This window comes from Streptomyces sp. NPDC059009, from assembly GCF_042740175.1.
GTDB lineage: Bacteria > Actinomycetota > Actinomycetes > Streptomycetales > Streptomycetaceae > Streptomyces.
On sequence record NZ_JBHYJB010000064.1, the window covers coordinates 13,215 to 29,170 of the forward strand.

The following is a 15,956-nucleotide window of genomic DNA, read 5'->3' on the forward strand; positions in this document are numbered from 1 at the left end:
TCGGCTTTTGCCACGACACCCCGGAGCGGTACGGTCATCGGTCGGAAGCACTTGTTGCGGAAGCACTTCTCACAAGTGCACAGGGGACGGGCCGAGAAAGGGCGTCGATGGCCATTGCCAAGGCCGAGCGGCTGATGAATCTTGCGCTGTGTCTGCTCGGGACGCGACGGCCGCTCAGCAAGCGCGAGCTGCGGGGCTCCATCGAGGCTTACCTGGAAGCGGGTTCGGACGACTCCTTCAACCGCATGTTTGAGCGGGACAAGGACGATCTGCGGGAACTCGGCCTGGTCATCGAGACGGTCGAGAACCTCGACGGCGACGTCGGCTATCTCGCCCGCCGCGACAGCAACCGCCTGCCGCCCATCACCCTGGACGCCGAGGAGGCCGCGGCCCTCGGGCTCGCCGCCAAGGTCTGGCAGCAGGCCCGCCTCGCCGGTGCCGCCAGCGGCGCCCTGCAGAAGCTGCGCGCCGCGGGCCTGCCGGAGGACGTCGACCCGTACGAGGCGCACGGCGCCCTGGAGCCCCGCATCCCCGTGCACGAGGCGGCCTTCGAGCCGCTGATGCTGGCCTGCCGGGACCGGCGCCCCGTCGTCTTCGACTACCGCAAGGCCACCGCGGCCCGCCCCGAGCCCCGCCACGTGGAGCCGTGGGCCCTGGAGTGCTGGCGCGGCCACTGGTACCTCGCGGGCTGGGACCGGGACCGGGAGGCGGAGCGGGTCTTCCGGCTCTCCCGGATCACCGGCAAGGTCCGCTCCCGGGCCGGGCAGTTCAAGGCCGCCGTACCGGACGTGGTCACCGTGCGCGAGACCGTCGCGAGCTGGGCGGGGGAGACCGCCGACCGCAGCGCCCTGATCCGGCTGCGCGCGGGCGCGGGCTATCCGCTGCGGGCCAAGGCGACGGGCCCGGTGCGCGACCTGGGCGACGGCTGGGAGGAGCTGGAGATCCCGTACGGGCACGGGCTGGACGCCTGGCTCGTGGAGTTCGGGCCGGATGTGGTCGTCATGGAGCCCGCGGAGCTGCGGGCGGACGTCGTGGACCGGCTGCGTGCCGTGGCCAAGGGCTGAGGGGGACACGGACAACCATGGCCGCGAACGCCATCGACCAGACCAGGCGGATGCTCTCCTTGGTCACGTATCTCAGGGAGCGTCCCGGCGCGCGCGTCAGCGACGTCGCCCGTGCCTTCGGGATCACCCCGGACGAGCTGATCTCCGACCTGGACGTGCTGCCGCTGTGCGGGACGAGCTTCCGCGGCGGCGACCTCCTCGACATCGACACCGACGGCGACCGCATCTGGTGGCACAACCCGGCCGCCCTCGGGGCGGAGGCGGCCGAGCCGCTGCGGCTCGCCGCCGACGAGGCGACGGCGCTCCTGGTGGCCGCCCGCGCGGTGGCCACGCTCCCCGGCCTGCGCGAGGGCGACCGGCAGGCGCTCCTTCGCGCCACCGCGAAGCTGGAGACGGCGGCCGGCGAGGCGGCGGGCGCCAGCTCGCGCCTCTCGGTGACCTTCGAGTCGGAGGGCGGCGTCTTCGCCGACGTCGACCGCGCCATCTCCGAGCGGCGGCGGCTGTGGATCCGCTACTACTCGCCCGCGCGCGACGAGGTCACCGAGCGTGAGATCGACCCGATCCGCCTGGTGAGCGTCGGGCACACGTACGTGGAGGCGTGGTGCCGCCGCTCCGAGGCGCGGCGCACCTTCCGGCTCGACCGGGTCGCCGAGATCAAGATCCTCGACGAGCCGTCGGCGCCGCCCGAGGTGGAGCTGCGCGACCTCTCCGAGGGCCTGGTGCAGCCCGCCGCGGAGGACCCCGAGGTGGTCGTCGAGGTGGGCCCCGGCGGGCGCTGGGTCGCCGAGTACTACCCGCACGACAGCGCGGAGGAGCTGCCTGACGGGGGACTGCGGATCACGCTGCGCACCCCGGACCCGGCCTCGCTGCGCAGGCTCGCGCTGCGGCTCGGCCGGGACGGGCACATCGTCTCCCCGGCCCAGCTCGCGGACAGCGCGCGGCAGAAGGCCCGCGACGCGCTCGCGGCGTACGAAGAGCAGAGCTGAGAAGAGTGCGAGGTATGGCTGTGATGTCTGTAAAGCCCGTTCTGCCGGAACCGGTGCGTGCCGTGCTCTTCAAGGCGGCCTGCCCGGACTGCCGCGCCCGCTTCGAACTGGCCGCCGGGGCGCTCCGGTTGGCGATCGGCGCCAGCCACCGCACCACCTTCTACTCCTTCACCTGCCCCGAGTGCCACGCCGCGGTGCGCAAGCCCGCGGGCGAGCGCATCGTCGAACTCCTCACCGGTGGCGGGGTGCGGACGCTGCGTCTGCACTCGACCGTCTAGGCTCGGCGCATGGCTTGGGCGATGGCGGCGGTGGCGCTGGGGTTCTGTGGGATCGCCGTGCTCGGCGTCCTGGCGATCAAGGTCTTCGTGGAGGCGCAGCGCCTGGCACGTCAAGTGACCGAGGCCACACAGAAGATCGGAGCGGCGGCCGAGGACCTCGAGCAGGCGGCGGCCGGGGTGGCCCGCTCCGGCGGCGACGTCCTTTAGTGCCTCGTGGCCGCCCCCGGAAGCCCCTTTGCCCCGGCGGCCTGTCAACTGCCCATGTCCGGCAGGTACGCTGCTGAAGTGGCCCGAAGGGCGAGGCGCGGGTCGCAACTGGGAGTACGCACGGGGATTGCCCTGCGTTTACTCCTGGGGGTTACGATCGCTGCCAAGCCCGGTGGTCGGACGACTGTCCCGACAGAAGCTGCCCCCGGATCCCCTGACGCCTCGGTGAAGAAGGTAGACAGCTATGGGTAGGCTCGGCCCCACCGAGATCATCCTCATCCTCGTCATCCTCGTCCTGCTCTTCGGTGCGAAGAAGCTTCCGGACATGGCCCGTTCGCTCGGCAAGTCCGCGCGCATCCTCAAGAGCGAGGCCAAGGCGATGAAGTCGGACGGCAAGAAGGACGAGGCCGCCCCGGCCGACCCGCCGCAGCCCGGCGCCGCGCAGCCGAAGACCATCCAGGCCGCTCCCGGTGACGTGACCAGCTCGCGCCCCGTCACCGAGCCGACCGACACCACGACGCAGCGCTGATCCAAGGCCGGCCCCGACCGCCGGCCTGCCGCACGAGATGAGGACGTGGGTTGCTTAAGTCTGCCCGCAAGAAGGAGCGGGATCCGGAGGGGCGGATGCCCCTCGCGGAGCACCTGCGCGAGCTCCGCAACCGGCTCGCCAAGGGTCTTCTCGCGATCACGGTCGCATCGATCATCGCAGCGTTCTACAACCGGCAGCTGATGAAGTTCCTCAGCGACCCGGTGCCGAAGTGCCCCGAGGGCACGGTCGGCAACGGCGGCAACTGCGCGACCGTCACCTTCAACGACCTGCTGTCCCCCTTCACCACCACGGTGAAGGTCAGCTTCATGGCCGGAATCATCATCTCCAGCCCGATCTGGCTCTACCAGCTCTGGGCCTTCGTCGCTCCCGGCCTGCACAAGCACGAGCGGAAGTACACGTACGCGTTCGTCTCCGCCGCGGTGCCGCTGTTCTTCGGCGGTGCCTGGCTCGCGTACGCGATCATGCCGATCAGCATGCGCGTGCTCCTCGGCATCACGCCGGACGGCACGGCGAACTTCCTGCCGATGGACAAGATCCTCGACTTCATCGTCCGGATGATCCTGGTCTTCGGTGCCGCCTTCGAGCTGCCGTTGCTGCTGGTCATGCTCAATTTCACGGGCATGGTCACCGGGCGCAGGATGCTCGGCTGGTGGCGCGGCGTCGTCATGGGCGTCTTCGTCTTCGGCGCCGTCGCGACCCCCACGACCGACCCCTTCGGGATGATCGCGCTCGCCGGTCCGATCGTGGTGCTCTACTTCATGGCGGTCGGCGTCTCGATCCTCAACGACAAGAGGAAGCGGAAGAACGACCCGGACGCGGAGCTCGACGACGACGAGGCGTCCGACCTCGACCTCACCCCCGAGGACATCGGCGGCAACGAGCCCGTCACCGCACGTCGCGCCCTCCCCGAGCAGGCGGGTTCCGACCACCGGGACCGGGTCAACGGTTTCGACGATGTGACCTGACCTTGTAGGGTCCGGCCGTGACCAGCGAGATCACCCTCTTCGTCAACCCCACCGCGGGCCGCGGCCGGGGCGCCCACGCGGCGCAGCCGGCCGCTTCGGCGCTCCGGGCCGCCGGATTCTCCGTGCGCACCGTCATCGGCGAGGACGCCGCGGACGCGCTGCGCCGGGCCCAGGAGGCCGTGGAGAGCGGCACCGGAGCGCTGATAGCCGTCGGCGGTGACGGCATGGCGAGCCTCGCGCTGCAGGCCGTCGCCGGCACCGAGACACCCCTCGGGGTGATCGCCGTCGGCACCGGCAACGACTTCGCGCGCACCCTCGGGCTCCCGGTACGGGACCCGGGCGCCGCCGGAAAGACGGTCGCCGACGCGCTCACGGCGGGCCGGACGCGCGCCGTCGACCTGGGCCGGGTCGGCAAGACCTGGTTCGGGACCGTGCTCGCCTCCGGCTTCGACTCGCGGGTCAACGACCGCGGCAACCGCATGCGCTGGCCCACCGGCCGCTTCAAGTACGACCTCGCGATCGTCGCCGAACTCGCCACCTTCAAGCCCGTCCCGTACCGCATCACGCTCGACGACGGGGACGTCCACGAGGTGGACGCGACGCTCGTCGCGGTGGGCAACGGATCCTCGTACGGCGGGGGCATGCGGATCTGCGCCGGGGCCGATCTGAGCGACGGGCTCTTCGACATCACGGTCGTCGGCGACTGCAGCCGCACGACCCTCCTGAAGGTCTTCCCCCGGGTCTACAAGGGGACGCACCTCGACCACCCCAAGGTCACCGTGTTCCGGGCCGCGAAGGTGGAGCTGGCGGCCGCCGGGACCACCGCGTACGCGGACGGGGAGAAGCTCGGGGAGCTGCCGCTGACCGCCCGGTGCGTGCCGGGGGCGGTGCGCGTGCTCGCGCCCTGAGACTCCGCGGGGCCGCGGCCCCGGGGATTCCGGGCGTCGGAGCGCATCACGATTTCGTGTCCGGGCGCCTGCCGATAATGATCGTCCTGTTGTCAGTGGTGGCCGGTAGTCTCGAAAGCACGATGACAGAGGACCTCTCACCGGCCGAGCGGTATGCGGCAGCGCGGCAGCGCGCTGTCGAGCAGGCCACCGCGCTCGCCTCCTTCCGCGAGATGTACGAATTCGGCCTCGACCCCTTCCAGATCGAGGCATGTGAGGCGCTCGAAGCAGGCAAGGGCGTCCTGGTGGCCGCGCCCACCGGCTCGGGCAAGACGATCGTCGGCGAGTTCGCCGTCCATCTCGCCCTCCTCCAGGGCAAGAAGTGCTTCTACACGACACCGATCAAGGCGCTGTCGAACCAGAAGTACACCGACCTCGCCAAGCGCTACGGGGCCGACAAGGTCGGCCTGCTCACCGGCGACAACAGCGTCAACTCCGATGCCCCGGTGGTCGTCATGACCACCGAGGTCCTGCGGAACATGCTGTACGCGGGCTCGCAGTCCCTCCTGAACCTCGGCTATGTCGTGATGGACGAGGTGCACTACCTCTCCGACCGCTTCCGCGGCGCCGTCTGGGAGGAAGTGATCATCCACCTCCAGGAGTCGGTCACGCTGGTCTCCTTGTCGGCCACGGTGTCGAACGCGGAGGAGTTCGGCGACTGGCTCGACACCGTCCGCGGCGACACCGAGGTGATCGTCTCCGAGCACCGGCCCGTGCCCCTGTTCCAGCACGTCCTCGCCGGGCGGCGGATGTACGACCTCTTCGAGGAGGGCGAGGGCAGCAAGAAGGCGGTCAACCCCGACCTGACGCGCATGGCCCGCATAGAGGCATCCCGCTCGTACAACCCGCGCGATCGCCGCAAGGGCAAGATGGTCCGCGAGGCCGACCGCGAGCGCGAGCGGCGGCAGAGATCGCGGATCTGGACGCCGGGGCGGCCCGAGGTCATCGAGCGCCTCGACGCCGAAGGGCTGCTGCCCGCCATCACCTTCATCTTCAGCCGCGCGGGCTGTGAGTCCGCCGTCCAGCAGTGCCTGTACGCGGGCCTGCGGCTCAACGACGAGGAGGCGCGCGCCGAGGTCCGCCGCGTCGTCGAGGACCGCACGGCGGCGATCCCGGACGAGGACCTCCATGTCCTCGGCTACTACGAGTGGTTGGAGGGCCTGGAGCGCGGCATCGCGGCCCACCACGCGGGCATGCTGCCGACGTTCAAGGAGGTCGTCGAGGAGCTCTTCGTACGGGGCCTGGTGAAGGCCGTGTTCGCCACGGAGACCCTCGCGCTCGGCATCAACATGCCCGCCCGCTCGGTGGTGTTGGAGAAGCTCGTCAAGTGGAACGGGGAGCAGCACGCCGACATCACCCCCGGCGAGTACACGCAGCTCACCGGCCGCGCCGGGCGCCGCGGCATCGACGTCGAGGGGCACGCCGTCGTCCTGTGGCAGCGCGCCATGAGCCCCGAGCACCTCGCGGGCCTGGCCGGTACGCGCACGTATCCGCTGCGGTCCAGCTTCAAGCCCTCGTACAACATGGCGGTGAACCTGGTCGAGCAGTTCGGCCGCCACCGCTCCCGCGAGCTGCTCGAAACCTCCTTCGCGCAGTTCCAGGCGGACAAGTCCGTCGTCGGCATCTCGCGGCAGGTGCAGCGCAACGAAGAGGGACTTGAGGGCTACCAAGCCTCCATGACCTGCCACTTGGGCGACTTCGAGGAGTACGCGCGGCTGCGCCGCGAGCTCAAGGACCGCGAGACGGAGCTGGCCAAGCACGGCGCCGCGCAGCGCCGGGCGGCCGCGGCGGCGTCCCTGGAGAAGCTGAAGCCGGGCGACGTCATCCACGTCCCGACGGGCAAGTACGCGGGTCTGGCACTGGTGCTCGACCCCGGCCTGCCGGCGGGGCGGGCCAACGGACACCGCGGGTTCGATCATGTCGACGGTCCGCGGCCGCTGGTCCTCACCGCCGAGCGGCAGGTCAAGCGGCTCGCCTCGATGGACTTCCCGGTGCCCGTCGAGGCCCTGGAGCGGATGCGCATCCCGAAGTCGTTCAACGCGCGCTCGCCGCAGTCCCGCCGCGACCTCGCCTCCGCGCTGCGCACGAAGGCCGGGCACATCGTGCCCGAGCGGCACCGCAGGGGCCGGGCGCCCGCCGCCGACGACCGCGAGATCGCGCGGCTGCGGGCGGAGTTGAGGGCGCATCCGTGCCACGGGTGCGACGAGCGCGAGGACCACGCGCGCTGGGCCGAGCGCTACCACCGGCTGCTGCGCGACACCAAGCAGCTGGAGCGCCGCATCGAAGGGCGCACGAACACCATCGCCCGCACCTTCGACCGCATCGTCGCTCTGCTCACCGAGCTCGACTACCTGCGGGGCAACGAGGTCACGGAGCACGGCAAGCGGCTCGCCCGGCTCTACGGCGAGCTCGACCTGCTCGCGAGCGAGTGCCTGCGGGCCGGGGTCTGGGAAGGGCTCGGCCCGGCCGAACTGGCCGCGTGCGTCTCGGCGTTGGTGTACGAGGCGCGGGTCAGCGACGACGCGCTCGCGCCCAAGCTGCCGTCGGGCGGCGCCAAGGCCGCGCTCGGCGAGATGGTGCGGATCTGGGGGCGTCTGGACGCCCTGGAGGAAGAATTCAAGATCAATCAGGCCGAGGGGGTCGGGCAGCGCGAGCCGGATCTCGGCTTCGCCTGGGCGGCGTACATGTGGGCGTCCGGGAAGGGCCTCGACGAGGTGCTGCGCGAGGCGGAGATGCCCGCGGGGGACTTCGTGCGGTGGTGCAAGCAGGTGATCGATGTGCTGGGGCAGATCTCCGCGGCGGCGCCGCGCGAGGGAAGCACGGTCGCAAAGAACGCGCGGCGGGCCGTCGATCAGCTGTTGCGGGGGGTTGTGGCGTACAGCTCCGTGGGGTGAGCACACCACGAGCCGAGCGCTGTGCCCCTGCCGTGACACGGCAGGGGCACAGCGCTGAACATCCTTACGCGGCGGCCGACTTCGCCGCGTCCCGCTTCGCCACTTCCTCCCGCACGATCGGGATGACCTGACGACCGAAGTCGATCGCGTCGTCCAAGAGGTCGTAGCCGCGGGCCGAGAGGATCTCCACGCCCAGGTCGTAGTAGTCCAGGAGAGCCTGGGCCACCGTCTCCGGAGTGCCCACCAGGGCCGTGGAGTTGCCCGCTCCGCCGGTCTCCGCCGCCGTCGGGGTCCACAGGGCGCGGTCGTGGCGGTCGCCGGACGCGGCCACTTCGAGGAGGCGTCGGGAGCCCGTGTTCTCGGGGTTCTTGAGAGGGGGGCGGCGGGACAGGGGAGTGCCTGCCTTGCGGGCCTTGATGCGGTCCAGGGTCGCGTACGCCTTCTCCCAGGCCAGTTCCTCGGTGGGCGCGATGATCGGGCGGAAGGCCACCTGGATCCTGGGGATGCCGGTGCGGCCCGCCGCCCTCGCCGCCGCCTTGACCGACTCGATCTGCTCCGCGGTCCGGTCCAGCGGCTCGCCCCACAGGCAGTAGATGTCCGCCTCGGCGCCCCCGGCCGCGTACGCCGCCGGTGAGGAACCCCCGAACGAGACCTTCGGGTGCGGTTGTTGGACGGGGAAGGTGTCGCTGACGAAGTCGTTGAAGCGGTAGTGCGTGCCCTCGTGGTCGAACGGCTCGTGCGAGGTCCACGCCTTCTTGATGATCTGGATGGCCTCGCGGGTGCGGGCGTAGCGCTCGTCCTTGGTGAGGAAGTCGCCCTCGCGCTGCTGCTCGTGGTCGTTGCCGCCGGTGATGAAGTGCACGGCCAGGCGTCCGTCACTGATGTGGTCGAGGGTCGCGAAGGTCTTCGCCGCGAAGGTGGGGTACGAGACGTTCGGGCGGTGCGCCACCAGGATCTGGAGCTTGTCCGTGCGGGCGGCGACGTACGCGGCGGCGGGGGAGGGGTCGGGCGAGCCCGAGCCGTAGGCGAACAGGACCCGGTCCCAGCCGTGGTCCTCGTGCGCGCGGGCGAGTCGGAGGGTGTAGTCCTTGTCGAAGGACGCGCCCGAACGGACGGTGACTTCGGAGCCTTCGTTGGTGGCGGCGATGCCGAGGAACTCTACGGGCATGGTGAAGCGGCCTCGTTTCAGCAGAGGTGAACTGGAGTGAAAGTGCGCTGACTTGGAGCGGTCAGCGGCAACACGAGGCCGACCACACACGACCGAGGTCGATGTGGTCGCGGGTGACCAGGGGCGCTTGCGGCCGCATGCGCGCCGGGGAACAGACGTCCATGAAACGTCCCAACGCCGGGTGTGGCGTGGGTATTTCCGCCGCCGCTCCCTCGCTGTGCCGACGGCGCGCCATCGGCGTTCGATGGGTCACGCATTGTGTTCGATTGATAGCCCGGCGTGTAAATGGGGCAGAGTTTATGCCCGTCGGGCGGGTGGCTGCAGAGGGTTGCCGAATATGACTCGGCGTTGTTCCGGGCGGACTAAGCTCGCCCGGAGCGCGGCGAGTTGAAGCGAGTTGCGACGGATTCGCACGCTTGTCCCCTAACTCCCTTGAAGCGCCGCCTGTCCCCCCGGACTTCGGACTACCCCGTCATTCCCCCGACCGTTCCCCCCATCCCCCCAAGCCAAGCGTTCAGAGGGCATACATGGTGAGTGTTCAATCGCCTCCCGGTGGCCGAGACATCCCTTACGCACGCGTGCTGTTGCTGCCCGCCATGGTGATGGCGGCCGCCACCGGCGCCGCCGTCGCCGCCGTGACCGAACCGGCCCGAATCGCCGTCGCCGTGTGCGGCGGCATCGCGACCCTGCTGGTGATCTCCGCCTGCGCGGAGGCGGTGCGCCGCGGACGCACCCTGCGGGAGCTGCGCACCCAGTACACGCAGCGGCTCGCCCACCTCGAGCGCCGCGTGGCGCTCCACGACGAACAGAGCCTGCGCCTGGGCCGGCAGGTCCTGCCCGTGGCGCTGTTCCGCCTCCGGCAGGGCGAGGCGCCCTCGGAGGTCGTGTGCAACGTCCTCGACAGCGACGACGGATTGCGCGAGATCCCCGACTCGCAGCGCCGGTTGCTGCGCGACGTGCTCGAGACCCTGGACCGTGAAGAGGCGATGCGCGAGTCCGCCCAGCGGGCCTTCGTCAACATCGCGCGGCGCGTCCAGTCGATCGTGCACCAGCAGGCCGCGGAGCTCCGCGACATGGAGGAGTTCCACGGCCGCAACCCCGAGGTCTTCGACGACCTGCTCCGCATCGACCACGGCACCGCCCTGATCGGCCGTCTCGCCGACTCCATCGCGGTGCTCGGCGGTGCCCGGCCCGGCCGCCAGTGGCCCAAGCCCGTACCGCTGTTCAGCGTGCTGCGCGGCGCGATGTCGCGGATCCTCGACTACCAGCGGGTGGATCTGCACTCCATCGCCAAGGTCAACATCAACGGCGTCTCCGTCGAGCCGCTCATCCACGCCTGCGCCGAGCTCCTCGACAACGCCACCCGCTACTCGCCCCCGCAGACCCGCGTCCACGTCACCGCCGTCGAGGTGCAGACCGGCATCGCCGTGGAGATCGAGGACGGCGGCGTCAGCCTCAGCGAGGAGGCCCGCGCCCGGGCCGAGCGGATGCTGGCCCAGGCACAGGCCGGGATCGACCTCAACGACCTGGGCGAGACCCCGCGGCTCGGCATGGCCGTCGTCGGCCGCCTCTCGCAGATGTACAACATGCAGGTCTCGCTGCGGCAGTCCGCCTACGGCGGCGTACGGGCCGTGCTCATCGTCCCGCACGACATGCTCACCACCGAAGCGGCACCGGGGCTCGCCCACGGCATCGGCGCCTCCGCGGTACCGCGCGTCAACAACGAGGGCCAGATCATCGAGGAGGCCCGCGACATCCGCCGCAAGAAGCCGCGTAAGATCACCGCGGCCTCCCGGCACGCCATGCCGCTCACCGCGTCCATGGAGGACGACATCCCCGAGGTCACCGAGTGGACCTCCAACGGCCTGCCGCAGCGCCGCTCCCGGGTGAAGATCCCGCTGAGCCAGCGCTATGCGCAGGAGGCCGAGGCCGAGCGGAAGGCCCAGGCGTCCCCCTGGCCGACCGCCCCCGCGCCCGAGCCGGTCAGGAAGAAGGAGGAGCCCGAACCCGGGCTCTGGATCGAGGCGTTCATGAAGGGCGTCAACGGTGACGAGCCGGGCCAGTCCGGCACCGCCGACCAGGCCGACCCGAACGGCCCGGCACAGCAGCAGTCTTCATCGCAGAACCACACACCGGATCACCTGTCCCCGCAGATCCGCGCCGAGAACACCGACAACGGCAACTTCGCCGACGACGCTGACGAGGGGGGCTGGAAGTGATCCAGCAGCGGGCCAATTTCGACTGGATGCTCAAGGAACTCGCCGACGGGGTGCCGCAGACCCGGCAGATCGTCGTGCTCTCCGCCGACGGGCTGCGCATCGCGCGCTACGGCGGCGACCCGGACGCCGCCGACCGGCTGGCCGCCGCCTGTGCCGGGCTGCAGAGCCTGGCGGCCGCGGTGGCCACCGAGATCCCGGAGAGCGACGGGCAGATGCGCATGGTCATCATCGAGATCAGCGGCGGCTACTTCTACCTGATGGCCGCGGGAGCGGGCGCCTACCTCGCCGTGCTCGCCGACGAGACGGTCGACGCGGGCCTCATCGGCACCCGCATGCGGGATCTCGTCGTACGCATCGGTGCCCATCTGACCAGCCCGCCGCGGCGTGACGGGCAGGCCGTATGACTCCTGAGCACGGAGAACTTCCGCCCCCCCGAGAGTCACCCGCGCCGCTGGACCCGCCGCCCCAGCGGCAGCGGCGCAGCCCCGACAACCCGGACAATCCGGAGCGGCTCTACATCCTCACGGGTGAGGACTCGGAACGGGCACCGCTCGACCTCGTCACCCTCATCGTCGCGCAGGGCACGGCGACCCCGACCACGCAGCCCGAGCAGTCGGCGCTGCTGAGGCTCTGTCAGACCCCGTTGTCCGTCGCCGAGTTGTCCGCCTACCTGGCACTGCCGTTCAGCGTCGTGACGGTCCTGCTCACCGAGCTGCTCGCCGCCGACCTGGTGCAGGCGCGCGCTCCCCTCGTCCGCTCCGCGCTCCCCGACCGTTCCCTTCTCGAAGCGGTGATGCATGGACTTCAAAAGCTCTGACACCATCCCCGGCCCACGCCGCGAGGACGTTCTGCCGCACACGACGGCGGCCGCCGTGAAGGTGGTCATCGTGGGCGGATTCGGTGTCGGAAAGACAACGATGGTCGGCTCCGTCAGCGAGATCAGGCCGCTGACCACCGAGGAGACGATGACACAGGCCGGGATCGGCGTCGACGACAACTACGGCTCCGAGACCAAGACGGCCACCACCGTCGCCATGGACTTCGGCCGGATCAGCGTCTCCGACGAGCTGGTCCTGTATCTGTTCGGCACCCCCGGCCAGGAGCGCTTCTGGTTCCTGTGGAACGGGCTCTTCGAGGGCGCGCTCGGCGCCGTCGTCCTGATCGACACCCGCCGCCTGGAGGTCAGCTTCGACGTGATCGGGCGCCTGGAGGAGCGGGGCGTCCCCTTCGTCGTGGCCGTCAACGACTTCCCGGACGCGCCGCACTACGCGCCTGAGGTGCTGCGCACCGCGCTCGACCTGGAGGCGGAGGTGCCCATGGTGACGTGCGACGTGCGCCGCCGGGCCGAGAGCCGTGACGTCCTGATGACCTTGATGCGCTATCTGCACTCGCTGTCCGTGTCCCGCGCCCGCGTCTGACGACCCCTTCCTTACGGATCCGACCCCTTCTTCACGAACCCGCCCCTCTCCCCCCGACCCGCCGAAGCCGACCTGTCGATCCCGACCTGTCGAACCAGCGCCCCAGCAACCCCTCCGGAGCGATCACCGTGACGACTCCCTCCCAACCCGGCCCCGGATACGGCGACCTGACCTCGCCCCCGCCCGGCTGCCCCGCCCACGGCCTCGACGGGACCGGCCTGCGCCGCCTGTACGGCCCCGAGGCGGAGACCGACCTGGCGGGCCTCTACGAGAAGGTCCGCGCCGAGCACGGCTCCGTGGCCCCGGTCCTGCTCCACAACGACGTGCCGATCTGGGCGGTCCTCGGCCACAGCGAGAACCTCCACATGGTGCGCACGCCCTCGCAGTTCACCCGCGACTCGCGGATCTGGCGGGCCGTCCGGGACGGCACCGCGGGCCCCGAGCACCCGCTCGCCCCCGTCTTCACCTGGCAGCCGATGGCGACCTTCGCCGAGGGCGCCGAGCACCAGCGGCTGCGCGGCGCGGTCACCGGCGCCATGGGCAGCCTCGACCACCGGGGCATCCGCCGCTACATCAACCGCTACACCAACACCCTGCTCAACAAGATCTGCCAGGACGGCCGCGCGGAGCTGGTCAGCCAGTTCGCCGAGCATCTGCCGATGATGGTGATGTGCCATGTCCTCGGCATGCCGGAGCAGTACAGCGAGCGGATGGTGCAGGCCGCCCGCGACATGATCCGCGGCACCGAGACGGCCATCGCCAGCAACGCGTACATCATGGAGGTCCTCACGGACCTGTGCACGCGCCGCCGGGCGCAGCCGGAGGAGGACTTCACCAGCGCCCTGCTCGCCCAGCCCGCCCAGCTCACCGACGACGAGGTCGCGGCCCACCTGCGGCTCGTCCTCATCGCCGCGTACGAGGCGACGGCCAACCTCATCGCCAACGTGCTGCGGATGGTCCTCACCGACCCCCGCTTCCGGGCCCAGCTCAGCGGCGGCCAGATGACCGTGCCCGAGGCGGTCGAGCAGTCCCTGTGGGACGAGCCGCCGTTCAGCGCGATGGTCGGGTACTTCGCCAAGCAGGACACCCATCTCGGCGGCAAGCGGATCAAGGCGGGCGACGGGCTGATCTTCGGCATCGCGCCGGGCAACGTCGACCCCGTGGTCCGCCCCGACCTGGCCGCCAACATGCAGGGCAACCGCTCGCACCTCGCCTTCGGCAGCGGCCCGCACGAGTGCCCGGGCCAGGACATCGGGCGCGCCATCGCGGACACCGGCGTCGACGCGCTCCTGATGCGCCTCCCGGACGTCGAACTGTCCGTTCCCGAGACCGACTTGCGCTGGACGTCGTCGATCCTGTCCCGGCATCTGGTGGCGCTGCCCGTGCAGTTCGCGCCGAAGCCGCAGCAGGACGTCACGGCGCACCCGATGGCGACGATGCCGGCGCAGCGCCAGGAGTGGCAGGTGTCCTCGCCCGCGCCGCAGGCCGTACCGCAGCAGCAGGCGGCCCCGCCCGTGCAGCCCGCGGCCCCGACATCCGCCCCGGCCGCCGCGCCGGTGCCCCGGCAGGGCGCCTGGCGCCGCTTCGTCACCTGGTGGCGCGGCTACTGAGCCGGTGGTGCGGGGGCATCCCGGTCCGGTGGCGCGGGGGCGTCCCGCCAGTTCTCGTACGAGGTCCAGGCGGCGAGCTCGCGGCCGCTGACGAAGCGGTGCGCGACACCCGTCACCGGATCGGTGAACTCCAGTACCCGGGCGAGGAGTTGGAGCGGGCGCCGGAAGTCGTCCGGCGCCACCGGGTCCGCCACCACCGGGTACACGGGGTCGCCCAGGAGCGGCAGCCCGAGGGTGTTCATGTGGACGCGGAGCTGATGGGTGCGTCCGGTGTGCGGCACCAGGCGGTAGCGCCCCAACGCGCCCTTGTGCTCCGCGAGTTCGACGCGGCTCTCGCTGTTCGGCTCGGCGTCCGGGATCTCGTACGCGGCGATGATCCCGCGGTCCTTCTGGATGTGGCTGCGCACCGTGCGTGGCAGGGGGACCGACGGGTCGTGGGCGGCCACCGCCTCGTACTCCTTGTACACCTGCCGCTCCCCGAACAGCCGCTGGTAGGCGCCGCGTTCTCCGGGCTGGACGGTGAAGAGCACGAGCCCGGCGGTGAGCCGGTCGAGCCGGTGCGCGGCGCCGAGCGCCGGCAGCCCGAGCTCGGTGCGCAGCCGGGCGAGCGCGGTCTGGGTGATGTGGCTGCCGCGCGGCGTCGTCGCGAGGAAGTGCGGCTTGTCCGCGACGACGATGTGCTCGTCCCGGTGGACGATGTCGATGCCGTACGGAACCGTGGGCTCGTCGGCCAGTTCGCGGTGGAACCAGATGTAGGCGCCCGGCGCGAAGGGGGCGTCCGGCGCGACCGGCACCCCGTCCGCGCCGACGATCCGCCCCTCGTCCAGCATCCCGTCGATGACAGCGGCCCCGGCGCCGCTGAGCCGCTCGACCAGATAGTCGCGGACGCTGCCCCAGGGCCCGGTCTGCGGGAGCCGGAGGCGCCGGGGGTCGATGCCGCGCCGCTGGGGGAGCGGGGGCGGCGGCACATTGGGCTTGCGTCTCATGGTCGCTTCAGCGTACGGGGGCGGGCTGATCGGTGCGGGGTGCGGCGTCGTCGCGCACGCGTGCGTGCAGATGCATGTCGTGCCAGCCGTCCTCGTGGAGCAGGGCGCTGCGCTTGGTGCCCTCGGCGGTGAAGCCGGTCTTGTGGGCCACGCGGCACGACGCCTCGTTGCCCGTCGCATGCGTCAACTCCAGCCGGTGCAGGCCGATTTCATGGAAGGCCCAGTGCGTCAGGGCGGTGACCGCGCGCGGGGCGATGCCGCGGCCGCGGGCGGGCGGCACGGTCCAGTACGCCACTTCGGCGCGGCCGTCGCTCAGCGAGATCTGGCGCAGGGCGACCCGGCCGAGCAGCGCGTCCGAGCCGGCGTCGGCGATCGCCCAGTACGCGTCCCGCTCCTCGGTCCACTCCGTTCGCCAGCCCTCGATGAGCCCGACGACCTCGTCCGCGGACGTCGACGCGTAGCCGTGCCAGTACTGGAGGGTCCGGTCCTGGAACGCCTCGTGGACGGCGGGCGCGTCCGCCGTCGACCAGGGGCGCAGGACCATGGCGCCGGGTGCGGGGATCGTCGGCTGCTCCTGGGCGGCGAAGGTGCCGGGGGCGACCACGTCGGGGATCTTGAAGGGCATGGGCTCATCGTGGCAGCGGTGGGGCGGGGCACGGAAAGG

16 protein-coding genes are annotated in these 15,956 nt (G+C 71.2%); 13 read left to right on the top strand and 3 right to left on the bottom strand.

The genetic code is table 11. The features are described 5' to 3' along the window. Window positions 1-107 precede the first annotated feature (107 nt). The 8 genes from ACFWYM_RS41580 to ACFWYM_RS41615 all read left to right on the top strand — a co-directional run bounded on the left by ACFWYM_RS41580 (window position 108) and on the right by ACFWYM_RS41615 (window position 7,891). Window positions 108-1,064: a helix-turn-helix transcriptional regulator gene (locus ACFWYM_RS41580; protein ID WP_384849839.1), complete on the top strand. Its 957-nt coding sequence runs from the start codon at window positions 108-110 to the stop codon at window positions 1,062-1,064. Window positions 1,065-1,081: 17 nt separating this feature from the next. Further along, window positions 1,082-2,050 (top strand): helix-turn-helix transcriptional regulator, encoded by a 969-nt coding sequence (locus tag ACFWYM_RS41585; protein WP_384849842.1) that lies wholly within the window; start codon window positions 1,082-1,084, stop codon window positions 2,048-2,050. A 14-nt stretch (window positions 2,051-2,064) separates the two neighbouring features. Next, window positions 2,065-2,328, top strand: coding sequence for a hypothetical protein (locus ACFWYM_RS41590; protein WP_384849845.1), 264 nt, complete (start codon window positions 2,065-2,067; stop codon window positions 2,326-2,328). Window positions 2,329-2,337: 9 nt separating this feature from the next. Continuing rightward, window positions 2,338-2,535, top strand: coding sequence for a hypothetical protein (locus tag ACFWYM_RS41595; RefSeq protein WP_384849847.1), 198 nt, complete (start codon window positions 2,338-2,340; stop codon window positions 2,533-2,535). A 244-nt stretch (window positions 2,536-2,779) separates the two neighbouring features. Then, window positions 2,780-3,064 (top strand): Sec-independent protein translocase subunit TatA, encoded by a 285-nt coding sequence (tatA, locus tag ACFWYM_RS41600; protein WP_384849850.1) that lies wholly within the window; start codon window positions 2,780-2,782, stop codon window positions 3,062-3,064. Window positions 3,065-3,159: 95 nt separating this feature from the next. Continuing rightward, window positions 3,160-4,050: a twin-arginine translocase subunit TatC gene (tatC, locus tag ACFWYM_RS41605; RefSeq protein ID WP_384849929.1), complete on the top strand. Its 891-nt coding sequence runs from the start codon at window positions 3,160-3,162 to the stop codon at window positions 4,048-4,050. 17 nt (window positions 4,051-4,067) lie between these two features. Continuing rightward, window positions 4,068-4,958: a diacylglycerol kinase gene (locus tag ACFWYM_RS41610; protein ID WP_384849853.1), complete on the top strand. Its 891-nt coding sequence runs from the start codon at window positions 4,068-4,070 to the stop codon at window positions 4,956-4,958. Window positions 4,959-5,035: 77 nt separating this feature from the next. Continuing rightward, window positions 5,036-7,891 carry a DEAD/DEAH box helicase gene (locus ACFWYM_RS41615; protein WP_384849932.1) on the top strand — a complete coding sequence of 952 codons (2,856 nt, stop codon included), beginning with the start codon at window positions 5,036-5,038 and terminating at the stop codon, window positions 7,889-7,891. A gap of 64 nt (window positions 7,892-7,955) precedes the next feature. Here ACFWYM_RS41615 and ACFWYM_RS41620 read toward each other — a convergent pair whose 3' ends face one another. Then, entirely contained in the window at window positions 7,956-9,059 is a 1,104-nt protein-coding gene (locus tag ACFWYM_RS41620; RefSeq protein ID WP_384849856.1) for an LLM class flavin-dependent oxidoreductase, read from the bottom strand. Between the two features lie 527 nt (window positions 9,060-9,586). Here ACFWYM_RS41620 and ACFWYM_RS41625 point away from each other — a divergent pair. The 5 genes from ACFWYM_RS41625 (at window position 9,587) to ACFWYM_RS41645 (ending at window position 14,306) form a co-directional block, all read left to right on the top strand. Further along, window positions 9,587-11,278, top strand: coding sequence for an ATP-binding protein (locus tag ACFWYM_RS41625; RefSeq protein ID WP_384849859.1), 1,692 nt, complete (start codon window positions 9,587-9,589; stop codon window positions 11,276-11,278). After that, entirely contained in the window at window positions 11,275-11,682 is a 408-nt protein-coding gene (locus ACFWYM_RS41630) for a roadblock/LC7 domain-containing protein (RefSeq protein WP_384849862.1), read from the top strand. The genes ACFWYM_RS41625 and ACFWYM_RS41630 overlap by 4 nt, the downstream gene beginning before the upstream one ends. Then, window positions 11,679-12,095, top strand: a complete 417-nt coding sequence (locus ACFWYM_RS41635; protein WP_384849865.1) for a DUF742 domain-containing protein — start codon at window positions 11,679-11,681, stop codon at window positions 12,093-12,095. Before ACFWYM_RS41630 ends, ACFWYM_RS41635 begins: the two co-directional genes overlap by 4 nt. Then, window positions 12,076-12,696 (top strand): ATP/GTP-binding protein, encoded by a 621-nt coding sequence (locus tag ACFWYM_RS41640; RefSeq protein ID WP_384849868.1) that lies wholly within the window; start codon window positions 12,076-12,078, stop codon window positions 12,694-12,696. The genes ACFWYM_RS41635 and ACFWYM_RS41640 overlap by 20 nt, the downstream gene beginning before the upstream one ends. A gap of 128 nt (window positions 12,697-12,824) precedes the next feature. Further along, on the top strand, window positions 12,825-14,306 hold the full coding sequence (locus ACFWYM_RS41645; protein ID WP_384849872.1) for a cytochrome P450: 1,482 nt from the start codon (window positions 12,825-12,827) through the stop codon (window positions 14,304-14,306). Here the strand turns inward: ACFWYM_RS41645 and ACFWYM_RS41650 are convergent. Further along, window positions 14,300-15,292 carry an RluA family pseudouridine synthase gene (locus ACFWYM_RS41650; protein ID WP_384849875.1) on the bottom strand — a complete coding sequence of 331 codons (993 nt, stop codon included), beginning with the start codon at window positions 15,290-15,292 and terminating at the stop codon, window positions 14,300-14,302. The two genes, ACFWYM_RS41645 and ACFWYM_RS41650, sit on opposite strands and share 7 nt — an antisense overlap. Window positions 15,293-15,299: 7 nt before the next feature. Continuing rightward, window positions 15,300-15,917: a GNAT family N-acetyltransferase gene (locus tag ACFWYM_RS41655; protein WP_384849878.1), complete on the bottom strand. Its 618-nt coding sequence runs from the start codon at window positions 15,915-15,917 to the stop codon at window positions 15,300-15,302. Window positions 15,918-15,956 lie beyond the last annotated feature (39 nt).